The organism is Micromonospora sp., assembly GCF_048594385.1.
GTDB lineage: Bacteria > Actinomycetota > Actinomycetes > Mycobacteriales > Micromonosporaceae > Micromonospora > Micromonospora wenchangensis.
Map to the genome: position 1 here is coordinate 1 of NZ_JBMDWU010000399.1, position 19,869 is coordinate 19,869.

Sequence of the window (19,869 nt, forward strand, 5' to 3'; positions counted from 1 at the left end):
GTTGCGGTGATCCGACGACCTGACACCGCAACATCGGCCCCGGCGCGTGGATCACCTCAGGGGTGGGTGGATCAACGCGGGGCGGGTGGGTCGGGATCCAGGGCGAGATAGGTCTCCTCCTCCTGGGCCAGGTGCAGGCGCAGCACCGCGTCCAGCCCGTACAGGCTGGCGAGCAGGTCGGGCACCTGGTCGGGGCGCAACCGCCCGTCCGCCTGGGCCAGGTGACCGCCGATCGCGTCCACCAGCCGGTGGATCTCCACGTGCTCCCGGCTCATCGTGGACGTCGCCTCCCCGCCGAGCGGGCCGGTCAACGCCGGATAGAGCTGCCGTTCCTCGGCGCTGTCGTGCGGCAGCACCTCGTCGGGGAGCCGGCGGTGCGTGGCGCGCACCGCCGGCAGGCACCCCTCGGCCGTCGGCCGGGTCGCCACCACGTCGGCGGTGTCCCGTACCCGGGCGAGCACGTCCCGTACGCCGGCGTGCTGGCCCGCGTACCGGTCGAGCAGGGCGCGGGCGGCCGGCGGGACGTCCGGGCGGCGCAGCCCGCCGCGCAGCGCCCGCAACGCGTTGAGGATCACCAGCACGTCGATGCCCTCCTGGAGGAACGCGCCCGCCACCGGCGGTAGCCGGCCGGCGGCGGCGACCAGCATCGCGGCCACCGCCAACCCCATCCCGACGGCGGCGCTCTGCACCGCGATCCGGCGGGCGTGCCGGGCGATCTCGACGGCGTCGGCGAGCCGGTCCAACCGGTCCACGGTGATCACCGCGTCGGCGACGTCCGCCGAGGCGGTCGCCCCGGTCGCCCCCATCGCCACCCCGACGTGCGCCGCCGCCAGCGCCGGCGCGTCGTTCACCCCGTCGCCGACCATCACGGTGACGGCCCGCCGCGCCTCCTGCCGGACCCGGTCCACCTTCTGCTCCGGGGAACACCGGGCCAGCGCCTCGTCCACCCCCACCAGCCGGGCCACCTGTTCGGCGGTGCGCGGACGGTCCCCGCTGAGCAGCAGCAGCCGGGACAGCCCGGCGTCCCGCAGCCGCCGTACCGTCCGCCGGGCGTCCGGGCGGACCGGGTCCTCCAGCAGGACCGCCCCGAGCGGGCCCTGGTCGTCGCTCACCCACACCGTCGACCAGCCGGCCAGCTCGGCCCGCTGGCGGGCCTGCTCCGCCCAGTCCGGCAGGTCGCCGGTGAGCTGCCCGACCCGCACCGGCCGGCCGTCGACCCGGCCGCTGACCCCGCGCCCCGGCTCCTCGGTCACCTCCGTCGGCGTGGTCAGCCGCAGCCGCCGCTCGCGGGCCTGCCGCACCAGCGCCACCGCCAGCACGTGCGGGGAGAGCTGCTCCACCGACGCGGCCAGCCGCAGCACCTCGTCCCGGTCGCCGCCGGGACCGGCCACCGTCTCCGCCGCCCGGGGCCGCCCGGCGGTCAACGTGCCGGTCTTGTCGACCAGCAGGGTCCGGGCCCGGCCGAGCAGCTCCAGCGCACCGCCGTCACGCACCAGGACGCCCCGGCGGGCCGCCCGGGACAGCCCGGAGACGATCGCGATCGGGGTGGCCAGCAGCAGCGGGCACGGCGTCGCCACCACCAGCACGGCGACCGCCCGGACGACCTCCCCCGACCACCACCACGCCACCCCGGCCAGCAGCAGGGTGAACGGCACGAACGCCGCCGCGTACCGGTCGGCGAGCCGGACCGTCGGCGCCCGGTGGGCGGTCGCCTCCCGCGCCAGCCGGACGATCCCCGCGTAGGTGCTGCCCGCCGCGTCCCGGGTGGCCTTCAGGCCCACGGCGGCGCCCGCGTTGACCACCCCGCTGGACACCTGCTCCCCGGCGGCCCGGCCCACCAGCTGCGACTCGCCGGTCACCACCGACTCGTCGAGCGTCGCCGGGGCCGCGAGCACCCCGTCCACGGGCACCACGTCCCCCGGCCCGACCAGCAGGTCGTCCCCCACCGCGACCCGGTCCAGCGAGACCACCTCGATGCCCCCGTCCGGGGTGCGCCGCCGCGCCTGCCGGGGTGCCCGCGCCAACAGCGCCCGCAGGTCGCGGGTCGCCCGCCCCCGGGCGTACGCCTCCAGCGCCCGGCCGGTCGCCACCATCACCGCGATCACCGCCCCGGCCAGGTACTCCCCGACCAGCAGCGCACCGGCCAACGCCAGCACGGCGATGACGTCCACCCCGAACCGCCGCCGCCACCACTGACGCAGCACCGCCCCGACCGCCGGCACCAGCGCCCCCAGGGTCGCCGCCGCCCACACCGCGTCGGCGGGGCCACGCCGCCCGGTCAGCCACAGCGCCGCCCCGACCAGCAACGCCCCGCCGAGCAGGGTCAGGGGCGTCCACTCGCGCCAGCGCACCGGACGCCTGTCGACCGGCCGCTGCGGAACACACTCCTGCGGTGCCGCGTCCACCTGCGGATCGTCCCAGCAGGGGGCCGGCGGGGGCCGGGAACCGGGAAACCGTCGGGCCGAAATGCCCCCGAGGAGGGACCTGCGGGCCGTGCGCAGGGCCGGGTCGGCAGGCCAGGATGGAACGGTATCCCCACCCCGGGGCCGACGGGGTGGGGCACGATGGGAAAGAAACGGAAAGGTCGTGCCGATGAGCCACCAGACACCCGCGACGGACCGCCCGCTGACCACCGCGCTCGCGGAGGCCGCGGCGACGGCAGGTCACGCCCCCTCGGTGCACAACACGCAGCCGTGGCGCTGGCGGGTCCTGCCGGACGCCCTGGAGCTGCGGGTGGTCCGGGAACGGCAGCTCACCGCCACCGACCCGGAGGGCCGGCTGGTGGCGGTGAGCTGCGGCGCGGCCCTGCACCACGCCCGGGTGGCGTTGGCGGCCGAGGGCTGGACGGCGGTGGTCGAGCGGCTGCCCGACCCGCAGCAGCCGGACCTGCTGGCCCGGTTGACCGGCCTGACCCGGTCCGGGGCCGACCCGGAGGCGATGCGCCTGGTGCAGTGCATGCAGGTGCGGCACACCGACCGCCGGCCGGTCAGCGACGAGCCGGTGCCCGCCGGGGTGCTCGACGACATCGTCCGTGCCGCAGACGCCGAGGGTTCCCGGTTGCAGATCCTCGACGCCGACCAGGTGATGGAGCTGGCCGCCACCGCCTCCCACGCGGGCACGGTCGAGGCGGAGGACCCGCAGACCCGCGAGGAGTTGCAGTACTGGACGCACCGGGCCGGGACCGGCACCGGCCTCCCTCCGGAGGTGCTGCCGCAGGACCAGCCGCAGACCACCGTCCCGGCCCGGGACTTCGGCAGCCCCGGCGACCTGCCGGTCGGCCCGGGGCACGACAAGGCCGCCGTGTACGGGCTGCTCTACGGTGACGAGGACGAACCGGACAGCTGGCTGCGGGCCGGTGAGGCGCTCTCCGCGCTGTGGCTGACCGCCACCCGGCACGGGGCGTCGGTGGTGCCGCTGTCCGGCGTGGTCGAGGTGGCCGGCACCCGGCAGACGCTGCGGCAGCTGCTCAGCGGGCTCGGCTACCCGTACCTGGTGCTGCGGATCGGGATCGCGGACCCGGCGCACGCCGGCCCGCCGCACACCCCCCGGCTACCGGCCGCACAGGTGGTCGACACCTCCGCCGTACGCGACCAGCGGCCCTGACGATCTCGTGCCGGGCGGTCACGGGGCGGTAACATCGCCCGCGTGGCCGCCAGCACCCCTGCTTCCCGCAACGAACACCAGGTCCCCTCGCTCGGGCTGAGCCCGTTGTCCCGGGTCCGCCTCGACGAGTTGCTCCAGGAGATGCTCGACCGGGTCGGCGACGTGGTGACCAGCCGGGAGCGGCTGCGGGCACTGCTCGACGCGGTGGTCGGCATCGGCACCGACCTCGACCTGCGCAGCACCCTGCAACGGATCGTGCAGGCGGCCTGCGAGCTGGTCGGTGCGCGTTACGGCGCGCTCGGCGTGATCGGTCCCGACCGGCTGCTGCACGACTTCATCACCCACGGCATCGACGCCGAACTGCACGCGAAGATCGGTGACCTGCCGCACGGGCGGGGGGTGCTCGGCCTGCTGATCGACGAGCCCCGCCCGGTCCGCATGCCCGACATCACCCAACACCCCCAGTCGTACGGCTTCCCGCCGAACCACCCGCCGATGCACAGCTTCCTCGGCGTGCCGGTCCGCATCCGCGAGCAGGTCTTCGGCAACCTCTACCTGGCCGAGAAGCAGGGCGCCCCGGAGTTCACCGAGGACGACGAGGAGATCGTCGTGGCGCTGGCCGCGGCTGCCGGTGTGGCCATCGAGAACGCCCGGCTCTACGCGCTGGCCCACCGCCGGGAACGCTGGCTGGCGGCCACCGCCGAGATCACCTCGGTGCTGCTCGGCGAGGTACGCCGGACCGACGCGCTGACCCTGGTGGCCCGCCGGGCCCGCGAGGTCGCCGAGGCGGAGCTGGCGCTGGTGCTGCTCTACGACGAGGACGCCGGCCACTTCACCGGCGAGGTGGTCGACTCCGCCGACGGTGCCGCCGACGGGCTGGTCGGCGCGCTGCTGCCGGCCAGCGAGACCAGCTTCGCCGGCCCGGTCACCGAACGTCGCCGGGAACTGCTCGACAACCTGGCCGAGGCGGCACCCTGGCCGGTGCCGGTGGTCGCCGGCCCGGCCGTGGTCTCCCCGCTCGCCGCCGCCGACACCCTGCACGGGGTGCTGGTGGTGGCCCACCGGCCCGACGCCGGCCGGGCCGCCGACGCCGACGTCACCCTGCTGGCCAGCTTCGCCGGTCAGGCGGCCCTGGCCATGGAGCGGGCCCGGGGGCAGGAGGAACGGGAGCTGCTGGTGGTGCTGGAGGACCGCGAACGCATCGCCCGGGACCTGCACGACGTGGTGATCCAGCGGCTGTTCGCCACCGGCCTGCAACTGCAGAGCGGCGCGATGCACGCCCGCCCCGACGTCGCCAAGCGGATCAACGCGGCCGTCGACGACCTCGACGCCACCATCCGGGACATCCGCCGCACCATCTTCGAGCTGCGTACCCCGATGAGCGCGGCGCTGCGCACCGAGATCCGGGAGGCGGTCGACGTGGCCGCTGGGTCGCTCGGTTTCCGGCCCGCCGTCGAGTTGGACGGCCCGATCGACAGCGCCGTGCCGGAACCGGTCCGCCCCGACCTCACCGCCGTGCTCCGCGAGGCGCTGTCCAACGCGGTACGCCACGCCGAGGCCACCCGGGTCGCCGTCGCCGTGCGGGTCGACGCCGGCCGGGTCACCGTGACGGTCACCGACGACGGGGTGGGCTGTGATCCGGCCGCCGCCCGGGGCGGCCTGGTGAACCTGCGCGAACGCGCCGAGCGGCACGGCGGCGAGTTCCAGGTACGCCGGGTCGAGCCGCACGGCACCGAAATCTGCTGGTCGGTCCCGCTGCGCGACTGATCCGGGCGGCCGGGCGGATCGTGCTCAGCCGGGCGGTTCTGCTCGGCCAGCCGGTGGTCCCCGCTCGGTCGGCGGGGCGGTGGGTCAGTGGCGTTGGCCGAGCAGGCGGGTGGCTAGCACGGCGGCCTGGGTGCGCCGTTCCAGGCCCAGCTTGGCCAGCACGCTGGAGACGTAGTTCTTCACCGTCTTCTCGGCGAGGAACATCTTGCCGGCGATCTCCCGGTTGGTCAGCCCCTCGGCCACGTACTCCAGGATGCGGCGTTCCTGCTCGGTGAGGGTCTTCAACTCGCGGGGCTGCTCGACGCCGCTGCGGATGCGTTCCAGCACCCGGGTGGTGATGGCCGGGTCGAGCAGCGACTGACCGGCCGCGACCCGACGGACGGCGTCGACCAGGTCGGTGCCCCGGATCTGCTTGAGCACGTACCCCGCCGCACCCGCCATGATCGCGGCGAACAGCGCCTCGTCGTCCTCGTACGAGGTGAGGATCAACCCCTTGATCGACGAGTCGACCGCCCGGACGTCCCGGCACACGTCGATGCCGTTGCCGTCGGGCAGCCGGGCGTCGAGGATCGCCACGTCGGGGCGGAGGGCGGGAATCCGCCGGGCCGCCTCCTGCGCGGAGCCGGACTCGCCGACCACTTCGATGTCGCCGCTGCTCTGCAACAGGTCGGCCAGGCCACGGCGGACGACTTCGTGGTCGTCGAGGAGGAACACCCGGATCATCCCTCGTTTCTACCCGCCCGGACCGGCCCGTGCACGGGCCGAAGGTCCCTAACCTGGCGCGTCACTCCGGGGAGGGCGGCCCGGTGGGTCGGGACGTCCGGCCCTGCCCGGCCTGCCTGCCGGTGGCGGACCGTGGAGGGGAACCACCACCGGGAACCGGGTCGGCGTCGGCCGGCCGGGGCGACGCGTTCCCCGCTCGGGGTGGAGCGGCACCAACCGCCACGGAAGGAGCACGACCATGGGCACCGGATACAGCGAGGCGCAACTACGGGCCGCCGTCACGGACGCCGTCCGGGCGCCCTCCCTGCACAACACCCAGCCGTGGCGGTTCCGCCTGCGCGACGGCGGGATCGAGGTGTCGGTCGACCCGACCCGCCGGCTGCCGGCCACCGACCCGAGCGGCTGGGGCACCCGGATCTCCGGTGGGGCGGCCCTGTTCAACCTCCGGCTGTCCCTGGCGGTGGCGGGTACCCCGGCCACCGTACGACTACGCCCGTACCCGGCCGACCCGGACGTGCTGGCCCGGTTGGTCCCGGACCTGCCGCGCCGCCCCACCCCCACCGAGCAGAGCCTGTACGCGGCGATCGCGCGCCGGTTCAGCAACCGGGCGCCGTTCTGGCCCGACCCGGTGCCCGCCGACGCCCGCTGGCGGCTCGGTGAGGCGGCCCGCGCCGAACAGTGCTGGCTGGAGCTGGTGATCGGGGTGAGCGCCGTCAACGCCTTCGCCGAGGTCGCCCGCAGCGCCCACCGGGTGCTCGAACGCGACCCCGCCTACCGGGCCGAACGTGCCGACTGGGTGCGCACGGAACCCGCCCCCGACGGGGTGCCGGCCCGCGCCGGTGGCCCGCAGACCGAGCCGCAGGATCTGCTTCCGTCGCGGGGCTTCGGCGGCCTGGACCGCGCCCCCGGCCGCGACTTCGAGCCGGAACCGCTGGTGGCGGTGCTCGGCGCGGCCGGCAACACGGTCGTCGACCAGGTGCTCGCCGGGCAGGCGTTGCAGCGGGTGCTGCTGACCGCCACCGACGCGGGACTCGCCGTGTCGATGCTGTCGCAGCCGATCGAGGTGTCGGGGGCACGGGAGGCGCTGCGGCTGTCGCTGGGACGTTTCGGCACGCCGCAGATGGTGATGCGCATCGGGTACGGCCAGCCGGGGGTGGCCACCCCGAGGCGGGGCGTGGACGAGGTGCTGGACGTGGCGGTGGCACCCGGCTGACCCTGGTCCACGCTGTCAAAAAACGAGTCACGGACGACTCTCGGCCGCCGCCACCGTACGCGGTCTGCGACATCGCAACCGCCATCCACCCTCATGCCACCTGCGCACTCCAGGCCGGGGATCACCGCTATAAGACCGGACCGTTATCAAAGTCACAACGGCACCGACTACCAGTTGCTAATAAAGCAGAAGCCGCGCCCGTCATCACCTTCTTCGTAGCCCATAGCCTCGATCGACTTATCCTCAGGAGACCTGCGCAGGAATTCTAATAATCCACTCACTCCACCACCAAGGACATCGCCCGCTGCGGCAAATTCGGAGTTCGGATCATGACCGATCAGCTCGGCAGCCCGATACAACAGAGAGAGTGCCGCGATCGACTCTCTCGGATCATCGGCTATCGCCTGAGAAATAACTACGGCTAGAATTCCAGCCCGAAGTTCACGGACATCCTGATGTCGAACAGCGATGGACGCAGCTCGCTCAGCGAACACAGCTAGGACATCGTCAGCGCCGTGCGGCATTTGCCGCTTCACCTGATCTAGCGCACCTCGCCCCATCACGCCAACCAGAAGATCACGAATTCTTCCGTCCCTTACGGAAGGGATTTCTTCGCGCCCGTAACCAACATTCCTCTTAGGGTCAAGAATTTCCATTGACTGATCACCTTTCACCACAATTATCAACCTCTCGGGGGGCGCATATAGTATCCATCCCATCCATACCCGGCATCTGTCAGCATTTTGATTTCCCGCGCCATGACCGTCCGACGACCCCTAACACGGTTCCACAAATTGTCGAAACTCGGCGGAGATGCAACATAAACATCCTGCTTATTCTTTATAACCGAATTCACCCATTTATCATTCTTCGCAAGAGTCCAGTTCGGGATGTCAAGGACGTCATGACCTGCCCAGTCCTGGGCTACTTTCGTATCCTCGAGGCGACCTACAACTGCCACATTCCCGGGTGTCGGAGCGCCGGCATTCGGCAACGTACAGTTGTGTACCAATACCGGCGTGGTGTCGGCCGGCACATAGTACGTGTGGATGTCGGCGACGGTCAGGTCGTACATGACCTTCGTGGCCGTGTACGAGCGCGAGGCCCGCAGCGTCACCCGCGTGCCGTCGAGCGACCGCAGCCGCTCCCCCACCCGCAGGTCCTTGGCGTCGATCCAGTCGTGACGGGTCTCGCTCCAGAACGGGTGGTGCTGGGTGGTCTCGACGGTGGTCTGTTTGCCGGCCGCCGCGACCCGCAGGTCGGTCAGCTCGGTGTCCTCGTGGCGGTGGGTCCGGGTAACCTCCCGGTCCTCCGTCCGACCCGTCTCGGGGTCCGTGGCGACGACCTCGTCGCCTTCCTTCAGTTCACCGATGGCCTTGGTGCTGCCGGCGGCCATCACCACCTTGGTTGAGGGAGCAAAGCTGTGTCGACCGCCGGGCAGGAGGCAACTCTCGGCCTGCTTGATGACGTCGTCGGCCCACTTCGTCTCATCGGACCACTTGATGAGGGCCTTGGCGGCCCGGCCGATCAGCTTGACCGCCGAACCGGCCTTGCGGGCCAGTTGAATGGCTTTACCGATGGGCAGCATGCCGACGAGTGACCAGGCACATGCCGCCAGGTCACCCTGGATACAGTTCAGGATGTCGGTGACGCCGAAGAAGTCGAGCAGAAGCTTGCCGCCGGCCTGAACGATGATCGAGACCGCGTTCTGCTTCTTGATCTCCTTGGCCCGTTTGATCTGCTCGTCGGTGGGGCCGCCGTGCTTGCCGCCGCCCTTACCACCACCGCCGCCGTTGCCCCCGCCGGCATCGTTGGCAGCCTGAGCCTCGGCCCAGTCGTCGTCGCCGCACTTGCCGTTGCAACCGTCGTTGTCGCCGGGAACATCGTGGTAGTTGCCCCACATGTCCACGTAGTCGGCACCGGGTCCGCAGGCATCGTCGGAGCAGGCCTTGAGGCCGGTCGGGTCGGAGAACGTGATCGGGCTGTTGTTGCTGTAGGCGTAGGCGTTCCACTGCTGCGGGTCGGCCAGGTCCTGCACAGGGTCGACGGAGACGAACCGCCCGAGGCCGGAGTCGTACTGACGGGCGCCGATGTGGGTAAGGCCGGTGGGGTCCTTGTCGCCGCCGACGAAGCCCTTGCTGTTGGTCCAGAGCGGCGGGTTGCCCCGGGGGTCGCCGTACGGAGTCTGCCGGCGGATCGTCACCGCCTGGGTGGCAGCGTCGACCGCCGTCTGCTGGGTGCCCTGGTGGTCGGAGAAGAGCCAGGTCAACGCGGTAGGCGTACGGTTGCCGACCACTTTGCCGGCGAAGCTGTAGTAGCGGGTGCCGGTGACGATGGAGCTGTTGTCCCGCCGGAGCTCCTGGCCGGGCAGGTAGAGGGTGGTGCCGGTGGTGTCCCGCCGGATCAGTCGGGCACCGTCGGCGTCGTAGATGTTGGTCTCGACGGTCTGCCCGCCGACGCTCACCGAGGCGAGCCTGCCCTCGGCGTTCCAGTTCAGCGTCTGGGAGTTGGTGCCCGTCGTGCAGTTGTTCGCGGCGCCGCTGACGGGCCGGCAGCGCATGTTGCCGACGTTGTCGTAGCTGTAGTTGGTGGTGACGTCAGCCTGGCCGGGCACCGTGGTCAGGACCGAGGTGACGGCGTGCGGCCGGACGACGTTCGCGCCGCCGGTGGGCGTGGTGTACGTGCGGACGGTGTCCCCGGCCGCCGTGTGCACCTTCTCGGTGCTGCGGTTGCCGACCTCGTCGAGCGCCCACTCGTGCCAGTACTGGGCCGGACCGCCGAGATCGGCGACCTTCGGGTCGGCGGCGCAGTCGACGCCGGCCTTCGGGGTCCAGGCGTGCCGCATCCGCCGTAGTTCGTCGTAACGGAAGCACTGGGTGTCGGCGACGCCGACCTGGGGGGTGTCGGCGATGGACGTGATGTTGCCCGCCGCGTCGTAGCTGTAGCTGGTGTCGTTGACGGTGCCGGTGGCGGTCTCCGGCTTGACCTTCGTGCGGGTCACCCGCCGGGTGACGGAGTCGTAGTAGGTGTCGTCCTGGACGTAGACCCCGCCGTCGGTCTTGCGGGTGGTCAGCGTCGGCTCGCCATACCGGGTGTAGTCCTGCCCGATCACGTAACGGACGACGTTGGTCAGGGTCGAGGACAGTTGGGTCGGCAGGCCGGTCGTCGCGTCGTATCCGGTCTGTACGGTTTCGGCGGTCAGGCCCCCGGCCGCCGGGTAGTTGATGCTGGTGGGGCTGCCGTCGTACGACGAGTAGCCGTAGCTGTACATCCAGGTGCCGGACAGACCGCTGCCCTCGTTGGCGGGGATGACGTAGTTCGCGCCGGTGGGCTGGTAGCGGGTGTTGAAGGTGCGCGCCTGCCACTTGTAGGCGTTGGTGGAGCCAGCCGACTCGTAGCGGATGCTCTCGGTGAGCTGACCGCGCAGCGTCGCCCCGCTGTAGAGCTTGTCGTACTTCCACTCGGCTAGCTTGTTCGTCGCGGCGATGCTGCCCGAGTAGAGCGCCTTGCGTCGACCCATCCCGTCGTACTCGTTGACCAGCACGGTGTTGGTGGCGTCGGTGGTCGTCTCCACCTCGTCGTACACCGTGTAGGTCGTCTGGGTGGTGCCCTTGTCCGGGTCCTTCGCGGTGATCTGCCGGCCTTTGACGTCGTAGGTGTTCACCCACTCGTTGCCGTCGGTGTCGGTGACCTTGCCCAGCTGCCCCTTGCGGTTGTAGGCGTAGGTGGTGACGAGGTCGGGGGTGGCCTGGGCGTCGTCGGTCCGCTGGCGCAGCTCGACGGTCCGTCCCTCGATATCGGTCTTGGTGGTGGTGACCGTGCCGCCCTCCGGCGGGGTCACCGTGACCGTGTCACCCAGGTACGTCGTCGTGGTGCGCCACTTCTCCACCAGGTTGGTGACGCCGTCGGTGCCGAAGAGGATCTGGTCGGTGGCCCGGGAGGCGTTGTCGTACAGCGTCTTGGTGACCGCCGGCACGGACCACTCCGGCTCCCACCAGAGCGCGCCTGCGGGCGTGCCCGGCTCGGCGTGCGCCTGGTAGGTGGTGACCGCGCGGCCGGTCGCGTCGTAGAGGGTGTCGGTGACCACCCGGTCGCCGCCCACCCCGGCGGTCTGCGTCTGCCGGGGCCGCAGGAAGGCGTCCTTGATTTCGTACGAGGTCAGGTAGCCGCCACCGGCGTGCAGCTTGCGGGTCGTCGTGTAGGGGTAGGCGTCCCGGTTCGGCGCGTACCAGTAGGTGTGTTCGACCGACGGGGTCGTCGGATGGTCCGCCTTCGCCCAGCCGACCTCCCAGCCCTTGGCGAGTCGACCCATCGGGTCGTACTCCATGTCGGCGAGACGGCCGTTGTAGTCGGTGGTGCGGACGGGTTGCCCCCAGTAGGGCCGCGTGTCGACGGTGTTGACCCAGTCGGTGGTGCCGCCGTTCGGGTCCGGAGTCCTGGTGGTCACCTTGGTCACCGGGCCACCGGTGGCCGGGGTGTACTCCGTGGTCACCGTCCGGCCGCGGTTGTCGGTGGCGGTCTTCGGCCGGCCGTACGCGTCGAAGGTGGCCTGACTGGTGGTCTGCCAGACGGTGCCACCCGACGACGACCAGTCCTTGAGCTTGTCGACCCGGGTGGCCTCACCCCGGGTGGGCGCGGTGTCCACGCTGGTCGCGCCGTCGTAGAACTTGCGCTCGTCGGCGACGATGTCGGCCTCGGTGGCCGGTGTGGTCGCGCAGGGCACCGCCTTGACGGTGATCTGCTTGACCGCCTGCACGATGTTGGCGGCGACGTTCCGGTTGTAGAGGTAGGTGGTGCACTTCTCGTCGCCGGTGCTGGCGATGTCCCCGTCGGCCTGGATGGTGTCGGTGGTGCCGTAGGTGTCGTTGAAGGTCGACACGGTCCGCGCGGTCCGCCAGCCCCCGGCCCCGTTGACGCCCAGCGCGGTGGCGTTGTAGGCGACCCGGGTGTTGGTGTAGCGGGCGGTCACCTCGTCGTCGTTGATGGTGCGGCTCGCGGTGGCCGGTGAACGCCACGGCACGTTGACAGTCTTGGAGACCGGCTTGGTGTCGACACCGTTGTAGACGACCTGTTCCCGGACCATGCCCGCGAACTGGTCCTCGTCGTACACCGTCTCGGTGCCCAGGGAGGCGGCCACGGTGACGGTGCGCTTGGCGGTGCTCGACTTGCTCACCCGGTCGCCGTGCATGCCGCGCAGGAACGTGGTCCGGGTCAGGGTCTGCGCCGGGGCGTCGCCCTTGCGTACCTCGACCTGGCCGTAGCCACGGAACTGGTTCCAGGTCTTGCGCTTCGGCTTGACCAGGCCGTTGTCGTCGGCGAAGTGCCAGGCCGGGGTGCCGAGGTAGCTGTAGTAGGTGTTCTGCACCGGCTGGCCGTGGTCGGTGCTGCCGACCATGACCTTGATGTCGGATTCGGAGACCTGGGTGACGACGTACTTGTGCCAGTACTCGGTGATCTCGAGGTCGGCGTCGTACGGGTCCGGGCCGACCACCGGGTAGCAGCGCCGGGTGTTGGTCTCCGGCGCGGACGGCAGACTGGTGGAGGTGCAGTCGCGCTGGCTGTAGCTGACCTGGATCTTGCCACCGGTCTCGGTGAGGATGTTGCCGATCCGCATCCGGTTGTTGCTGGTGTTGTTCCTGGTGAGCACCCGGTTGGGCATCGACACCGGCTCGAACGTCACCGGTGGCATGGTCACGGTGCCGCCGACCAGGCCCTGCTGCACGAGCGAGGTCAGCCACATGCCGGCGTGGTCGCTGCCGTCACCGACCGCCGGATAGGTGTGTCCCAGCGTCCACGAGTCGACCTGCTGCCACGCGGGAGTGGTCTTCGTGGTGTCCCAGACCTGGGTGGTGATCTTCGACAGCCGTTTCGTGCTCCAGAACGTCGGGCCGTAGTTGTCCCCGCAGTCCGGCGCCCCCGAGGCGCAGTCCTGGTCCCACGGAACGTCCTTCCAGTGCGCGGCGTCGTGGGTCTGGCAACCCGCCTCGCACCGGTCCTGGGTTTCCAGCACCACCTGTGCCAGCGCGGTCACCGACCGGTCGCCGGAGCCACGGTCCCAGGTGCCGTAGTCGATCCGCTTGAGCGTGCCGCCGCGCACGTATTCGGCCTTGTTGGTGGAGGTCGCGTTCTTGGCGTACCGGTTGAGTTCCTTGTCGTACCAGTACGACACGGTGTTGCCGCGTGGGTCGACGACGTAGTCGAGGTTCCACCGCCACGCCTGGTTGCAGAACGACGACGCGAACGACGACACGTTGCACGGCTCGTTGGCGTGGTTGCCGGCGACCGGCACGGTCCAGGTGGAGTTCGTCGCGCTGCTCTGCCCCGGAAGGTTGTTGCGGCCGAAGAAGTACTGCACGCCGTCCGGCGTGGTCACCTTCCAGTACTCACCGTCGTTGTCGTCGTTGGTGGCGTTCGTGAGCTTCTCGATCTTGGAGCCGTCCTCGCTGCGGCTGTGCCAGCCCTTGCCCGCCTCGTAGACCAGCTCGCCGCCGCGTCCGTTGAGCGACATGGTGGCGTTGTCGGACCGCCAGCACTGGTCACCGGTGCGGTTGGCGCTGTTGTTGCCGCCGGACATGTCGTCGGCACACGGCACGTAGCTGCGCTCGATGTAACCCGACCACAGGTCGAAGCCCTCACCGACCCAGGACGGCTGGCTGTTGGACGCATCCGACTGCCCGTCCACCTTGTCGGAGGTGTAGGAGAGCCCCAGGCTTGGCGCGGGGCCGCCGATCGTCGGCGGCATCCGCATCGGGTACGACCAGGAGAAGCCACCGGTCGACGTGCCGGCGGACCAGGTCGCGCTCGCCGACATCGGGGTGGCCGCGAAGTCGCCCTCGGGACCGGACGCACCTGCGGCCAGCGCGACCAGCGACGGAGCCGCGGTCCCGGCCCGGCCGGCAACGGCCGCACCCAGGGTCACCTCGGCGCTCACCGACGATCCGTCGTTGCGTGAGGGCAACGGCTGCACCGCGCATCCGGCCCGGTCCGGAGTCCGCAGGGCGCAGTCCTGCACCTGCCACAACCGCAGACGGGAGGACCAGTTGCCGCCGAAGGCGTTGCGGAAGGCCCGGTAGTCGACCGAGACGGTCACCGCGCCCGGCCGCTTCGCGGTGGTCGCGCCGACGGCACCGCCACCCTCGGCGGTCCCGTCGAGCCGCAGCAGCAGACCGTTGCGCCAGCGTTGCGGTGCGGCGGCCCGGTCCAGTACCTCCACCGAGACCGCTGACGTGTCGGCTCCCGCCGCGCCGGGTGCCCGACCCACCGTGACCGGCAGCTTTCCTGCCTTCACCCGGGCCGGTGCCGCCCGACGCCCGTCGTCGACGGCCGGCAGGGTCACCGACGCCCGGCCCGGAGCGGGCCACACCGGCGGGCTCAGCTTCGCGCTGGTGGCCGGGCTGGCGGGGTTGGCCCTCCCCCGGGCGGTCTGCCCGTCCCGGTCGAGCTTCTCCCGCTGCCGGCTGAGGCTGACCGACCCCGGGGAAGCCTGGGCGGGCACCGTCATGCCGGAGACGACCAGTACGGAGGTGAGCACCGCCGCGACCACCTGGGTGAAGCGGCGCACGGGGGCAGGACGTCCTACGGAGGTTTTCACCAGACTCCCAGCGGAGATCGCGTTCGCGGCTGACGGGGTGTGCGTAGTGCGCGGCAAGCCGTCAGCCCGTGACATCGGCTTCCCTGACAGCTTCGGTCTCGTTGATCTCGCGGACGTCGTTGTCACTCAACGCACCCTGGTAGAGACTCACGTCGTCGATGTCGCCGTCCCAACGGTCGACCAACTGGGTGGCGGCACCGAACGGGGTGAAACGGGCAGCGCCCACGTACAGCGGGCCGGTCGCGTCGAACGCCCCGGTGAAGGAGCCGGTGCCGAACGGGGTCGTCGCCGCGAGTTTGCCGTCCACGTAGAGCCGGACCTCGCGGCCGGCAACGTCATGGACGCCGACCAGATGGGTCCAGTGGGACAGATCCGCCTCCTCGGTCATGTTCCGGGACGTCATGAACGCGTCGGCGAACCGACTGCCCAGGGCATCGCTGTCGATGCCGAAGACACTGAACGACCACCAGTTGACGGGGTTCCCGCTGACGATCTTGGTGCGTTGGCCGAGATAGAACGAGGACTGCTTGGTGCCGATCTGGGAGACGGCGGTCTGGATGCCGAGCGACCTCGGCTGGACCCAGGCGGACACCGAGAAGGACTGGTCGGTGCGGAGCACGCGTCCGTCCTGCCAGTTCGGGTTCTGCGGATCGCCGGCCACGTTGTCCTGGCTGCGGCCGTACTCGACTGTCGGTTGGGTGGGGTCGTCGATGGCCTGCGAGTCGAAGGAGAGGAAGCTCGCGCGGCTGCCGTCGCCGACGTCGACGCCCTTGGTGAAGGCGATCCGCCGCCCGAAGGAGGTGTTCTCCGGGCTCATGCACAGCGTCCAGTCGGAGGGATTGTCCTCATAGCAGCCGGTGGCCCCGTCGAAGGTCCACTGGCCCACCCGGACGGGCTTCAGCATGCCCGGTTCGTCGAAACCGCCGGAGCCTTCCTCGTCCCGGCGCTGTCCGGTGAAGTCGTGCGGCACCAGGGCCCGGTTGTACACCTGCATCTGGGCAACGGAGCCCTGGAAGAAGTTGTTCGTGAGACCACCGGCGGCGTTGCGTCCCACCTGGAACCCGTTGGTGGCGTTCCAGGCGGTGGTCCACGGTGCAGTGGCGACGGACGCCCCGTTGACGTACAACGTGATCAGCTTCGCGTCCTCGTCGTAGGAGAAGGCCACGTGCTGCCATCGGCCGACGTCCGCATTCGTGATCGTGGCGTTCTGCGGCTGCACGTTGGTGTAGGTGGCCGTCGCCGCGCAGTCGTTGCTTCGGGTGGTGACGTCCCACTTCGGTACGCCCGCCGCGACGTAGACCCCGAAGAAGAAGCCGTACATGCAGTCGCCAGCCTGCGTGGCGATGGCCATGTTCTCGGTGGGAAGGGAGGACAGGCGTACCCATGCCGCGACGCCGTACGACTTCGTGGTGTCGACCACCGGTCCCGTCGTGTGCAGACTCGACGAGGTGCCGTTGAAGGTACTGGTCGCACCCTTGATGATCCGCATGTCCGGGGTCCACCCGACGTTGCTGGCCGTCAGCGGGGTGTTGCCGCCCAGGGCGGGCTGGCCGTCCGCCAGCGCCGCACTCGTGGTGACGCCGGGCAGGGTCTCCAGGCCCCACCGGGCGATCGCCGGCGACGGTCGACCCGCGATAAACTCGGCGGAGGCGTCACCGGGGTTACCCGCGCCGTCGTACGCCCGGACGTGCAGCGTGTTCTGGCCGTACTTCGGCACCGACAGCGTCACCGAGCCGATCCGGTAGCAGATGTTGGTACCCGCCGGCACGCTGGCGCTACAGGCGGTGGTCGCCGGTACCTCGATGGTGCCGGGGAAGGCCCAGCCGTACCGGAACTTCGTCACGCTGGTGTCCGTGGAGGAGAAACCGAAGGTGACCTTCTCGCCGGGCAGCGGCTCGTCGGTGCCGTTACGGGTCACCACCACAGGGGGGATGGTCGTGTCGACCCGGAACTCGCACCAGGCTGACCAGGCACTGGTCTTGCTGTAGGGCGCCGGATCGGTGGCCCGGGCCCGGAACGCGTACACCTGCCCCTCGGTCAGCTGGGGTAACGGTGCCGTCGTGGAACGGCCACCGGCCGGAACGGACGCGCCCGAAGGCGCGGGCTTGCGTGGAGTAGCGTCTCCGTAGGTGCCGGAGCTGGGCACCTGCAGCCACTCGTAGGCAGTCGTCAACGCCTGGGTGGTGTCGGCGTCGGGGAAGATGCCCGAGAAGGTGGGGGTGAGCGTGCCGATGCTGATCCGCTGGCCCGGAGCGCATGCCACGCCGGAGGTCTGGAGGCTGTAGGGCGCGCCGGGTACCGAGTCGTAGTCGACGACCAGCTTCGCGCTGTTGGGCCAGAACTTCTTCCACCTGTCGGTGGTGGATTCGCCCGAGCCGTCGGTGCCGCTACAGGCGCAGAACCCCAGGGTCACGTTCGAGTAGTTGTTCGTGGCATGGGTCTGGATGAGGGACGTCACGGCCGACCCGGTGAAGTTGACAGTCATGTCCGGCTGCGGGGAGTCCGAGCAGCCGTAGCCCTCGTTGGCGTGGGACTGTGCGGTCGCCTTCTGGCTGTGCAGCTTCGGTGCCCACGCGGTGCGGGGCGTCGAGGCGATGCCGCTGGAGTGGTACATGTACGTCGGGGTGTCCGTGCAGGACCAGGAATGATCCAGCTTCATCTGCACGTACGCGGACTCGATGTGCTTGCCCCTGATGGCCGACAGCGGGAAGTCGAAGTACGAACGGTAGATCTTTCCCGAGTCCGGGTCCTTGCCGACGCGGGCGATGGTGGTGTCGGTGTTGTTCGTGTTGTTCTGCGTGGCGTAGGCCCAGCGGGACCTGGCGGTGGACCACGCCGGGTCGATGAACACCGGGAAGGTGACGTCCCGCCCGGCGAGCAGCCGCGCATCCGGGCGGAGAACCAGGTGTCCGTCGGCCACGGCGGCACCGACGGGCGCTGTCCTGGCCCGGTCGCCGGGTCCGGCCGCCGAGGAACGTACGACGGATGCGGCCCCTGATGCGCCCGACCGCCGGCCGGTCGGGTCGGCATCGCCCGACTGCGTGGACGAGTCCCACATCAACGCGGGCTCGGCGGTGGCGATCTCCTGGCCGTTCACCACAGCGGACAGACGTCCGTCCCCGGTCTTGGTGACCCGCGCACCGCCACCGAACGCGAAGCGCAGTTCCCGCAGGCGGGGGTCGGCCGCAGCCTGCGGCGTCCGCACCACGAGGACATGGGTGAATCCGGTACGCGTCGCGCGTAGCACCAGGTCGGTTCCCGGCAACACGTTCGGGTAGGTGGCCGCGTCACCGGACACGGTCGGCCTGGGCAACCCGCCCGGCCAGGACAACGACAACGACCTGCCGCCGCGCGAGAGGACCACCGCCGGACCGCGTCCCCCGGCTGAGAACCGCACCTGCGCCACGGATGCCGCCGGCGCCCAACCGTCCGCCGACCGGCGCAACGACAGATCGATGTCCGCCCAGGAGCCGTTGCTGCGCTTGACGCGCTGTGGCATCACCGCGGTCTCGGCGGTGAAGCCGCCTGACGGGTTGGCGAACACCTGGGTCAACTCCGTACGGGCGGACTCCACCTCGACCCGGCGACCCGACCGCTGCGCTGCGGACACGGCGGATGCCGCGTCCGGTGCCACCGCGACATCGACCGACGGCGGTGCGGGTGGCGGGGCCGCCTGCACCCGCCCCGGTCCGGTCAGCACCGAGCCGGCCAGTACGCAGGTCAACGCGAGAATTGCGGTCGTCCGTGGCCGTTCCGTTGGTCGCTGAGCGCGCCCGTCGGTCGGTCGGTGAGCGGCTGTCACAGTGCCTCCACAGGCAGGAGTCTCGGGGGCTTGAATGGGGGTGGGCGGCGCACCAACTCCCGAGATCTCCCGGCGGAGACCTCGTGGGATTTAATCGAAGGCAACCGATAGATGGTTGACGGGGGATCAGCCGACGGGAACGCGAGCCGCTCTCGTCACGGGTGGCCGCCTCCCGGGCGTCACGACATTGCCCACTAGGCGAGCAGACAGCGAACTGCCCGCGAGACAGCGGTTCCAGAAATGTGGACAGGCAGCAACCAGCCACCAGCCGTCATGGCGATCCCCCGTGAAGATGATTGGCAGTGGCCGAACTCTAAGGGCGCTGACGATAGTTGTCTACGTCGATTACTTTCCGTGAAGGACAAAGAGCTTCAGATACTAATAAGAGGTGAGCCGACTGGCCCTGACTGGTCCCGTACACAGGGCTTGCGGCGCACCAGCCACCCATCCCCAGACCGGGTCGGTGGCTATCGGGGATGCTGCGCGGTGAGCAGGGCGGCTTCCCGGGTCGGGTCGAGGCCGACGGTCGCCCGCGCCGGCCGCCCCGCACGGGGCGGGACCGTGCCCACCCGGTCCAGCCAGCGCCAGGTGTCACCGACCGTCTCGGTCACCGGGCGACAGGTCAGTCCCGCCGCGTACGCCTTCTCGACGCCACACTGCTGCAACCACCGGTACTCGTGGCCCGGCGGGATCCAGATCGGCAGGTCGTTCCACGGTTCGATCCCGGCGGCGAGGATCACCTCGGGGTCGGTCCACCGCAGCCGGGCATCCGCTCCGGTCGCCGCCACCGCCTCGGCCAGCAGTTCACCCATCGTGGTGTGCCCCGGCCGGCTGATCACGTTGAACGCCCCGCCGACCCCCTCGGCCGCCCGGTCGAGCGTGAAGGCCGCCAGGTCCCGGACGTCGACGTACTGCACCGGCAGGTCGGCCGGCCCCGGGGCGAGCACGTCACCACCCCGGGCCGCCCGGCGCAGCCACCACGGCAACCGCCCGATGTCCTCCCCCGGCCCGAGGATCAGCCCCGCCCGCACCAGCAGCGCGCGGTCCCCGAACACCCCGGTCGCGGCCAGTTCACCGCCGGCCTTGCACCGGGCGTAGTCGTAGGAGCCCGGGTGGTGGGGCGCCGACGACACCACCCCCCACGCCGCGCCGCCCCCCGGGCGCACCGGC

The 19,869-nt window shown here is 70.8% G+C and carries 9 protein-coding genes; 3 read left to right on the top strand and 6 right to left on the bottom strand.

From position 1 onward, the window contains the following. Nucleotides 1-71 precede the first annotated feature (71 nt). Entirely contained in the window at nucleotides 72-2,405 is a 2,334-nt protein-coding gene (locus ACOJTC_RS21330; protein ID WP_420118204.1) for a heavy metal translocating P-type ATPase, read from the bottom strand. A 187-nt stretch (nucleotides 2,406-2,592) separates the two neighbouring features. On the opposite strand from ACOJTC_RS21330, the gene ACOJTC_RS21335 reads away from it, so the two are divergent. Continuing rightward, nucleotides 2,593-3,603, top strand: coding sequence for an Acg family FMN-binding oxidoreductase (locus ACOJTC_RS21335; RefSeq protein WP_420118205.1), 1,011 nt, complete (start codon nucleotides 2,593-2,595; stop codon nucleotides 3,601-3,603). Nucleotides 3,604-3,699: 96 nt separating this feature from the next. Then, a complete protein-coding gene (locus ACOJTC_RS21340; RefSeq protein WP_420118211.1) occupies nucleotides 3,700-5,370 on the top strand; it encodes a GAF domain-containing protein in 1,671 nt (556 codons plus the stop codon). An 84-nt stretch (nucleotides 5,371-5,454) separates the two neighbouring features. Here ACOJTC_RS21340 and ACOJTC_RS21345 read toward each other — a convergent pair whose 3' ends face one another. Continuing rightward, nucleotides 5,455-6,093 carry a response regulator gene (locus ACOJTC_RS21345; RefSeq protein WP_067310092.1) on the bottom strand — a complete coding sequence of 213 codons (639 nt, stop codon included), beginning with the start codon at nucleotides 6,091-6,093 and terminating at the stop codon, nucleotides 5,455-5,457. A 238-nt stretch (nucleotides 6,094-6,331) separates the two neighbouring features. Here ACOJTC_RS21345 and ACOJTC_RS21350 point away from each other — a divergent pair, with 238 nt between their 5' ends. Then, nucleotides 6,332-7,306, top strand: coding sequence for an Acg family FMN-binding oxidoreductase (locus ACOJTC_RS21350; RefSeq protein ID WP_420118206.1), 975 nt, complete (start codon nucleotides 6,332-6,334; stop codon nucleotides 7,304-7,306). Nucleotides 7,307-7,473: 167 nt separating this feature from the next. On the opposite strand, the gene ACOJTC_RS21355 is transcribed toward ACOJTC_RS21350, so the two are convergent. The 4 genes from ACOJTC_RS21355 to ACOJTC_RS21370 form a co-directional block, all read right to left on the bottom strand. Then, on the bottom strand, nucleotides 7,474-7,962 hold the full coding sequence (locus tag ACOJTC_RS21355) for a hypothetical protein (RefSeq protein WP_420118207.1): 489 nt from the start codon (nucleotides 7,960-7,962) through the stop codon (nucleotides 7,474-7,476). 26 nt (nucleotides 7,963-7,988) lie between these two features. Beyond that, entirely contained in the window at nucleotides 7,989-14,867 is a 6,879-nt protein-coding gene (locus tag ACOJTC_RS21360; RefSeq protein WP_420118208.1) for a polymorphic toxin-type HINT domain-containing protein, read from the bottom strand. A gap of 91 nt (nucleotides 14,868-14,958) precedes the next feature. Continuing rightward, nucleotides 14,959-18,621, bottom strand: a complete 3,663-nt coding sequence (locus ACOJTC_RS21365; RefSeq protein WP_420118209.1) for a LamG domain-containing protein — start codon at nucleotides 18,619-18,621, stop codon at nucleotides 14,959-14,961. A 545-nt stretch (nucleotides 18,622-19,166) separates the two neighbouring features. Next, nucleotides 19,167-19,869 (bottom strand): reductase (locus ACOJTC_RS21370; protein WP_420118210.1); only part of this gene is annotated, 703 nt, incomplete at its 5' end.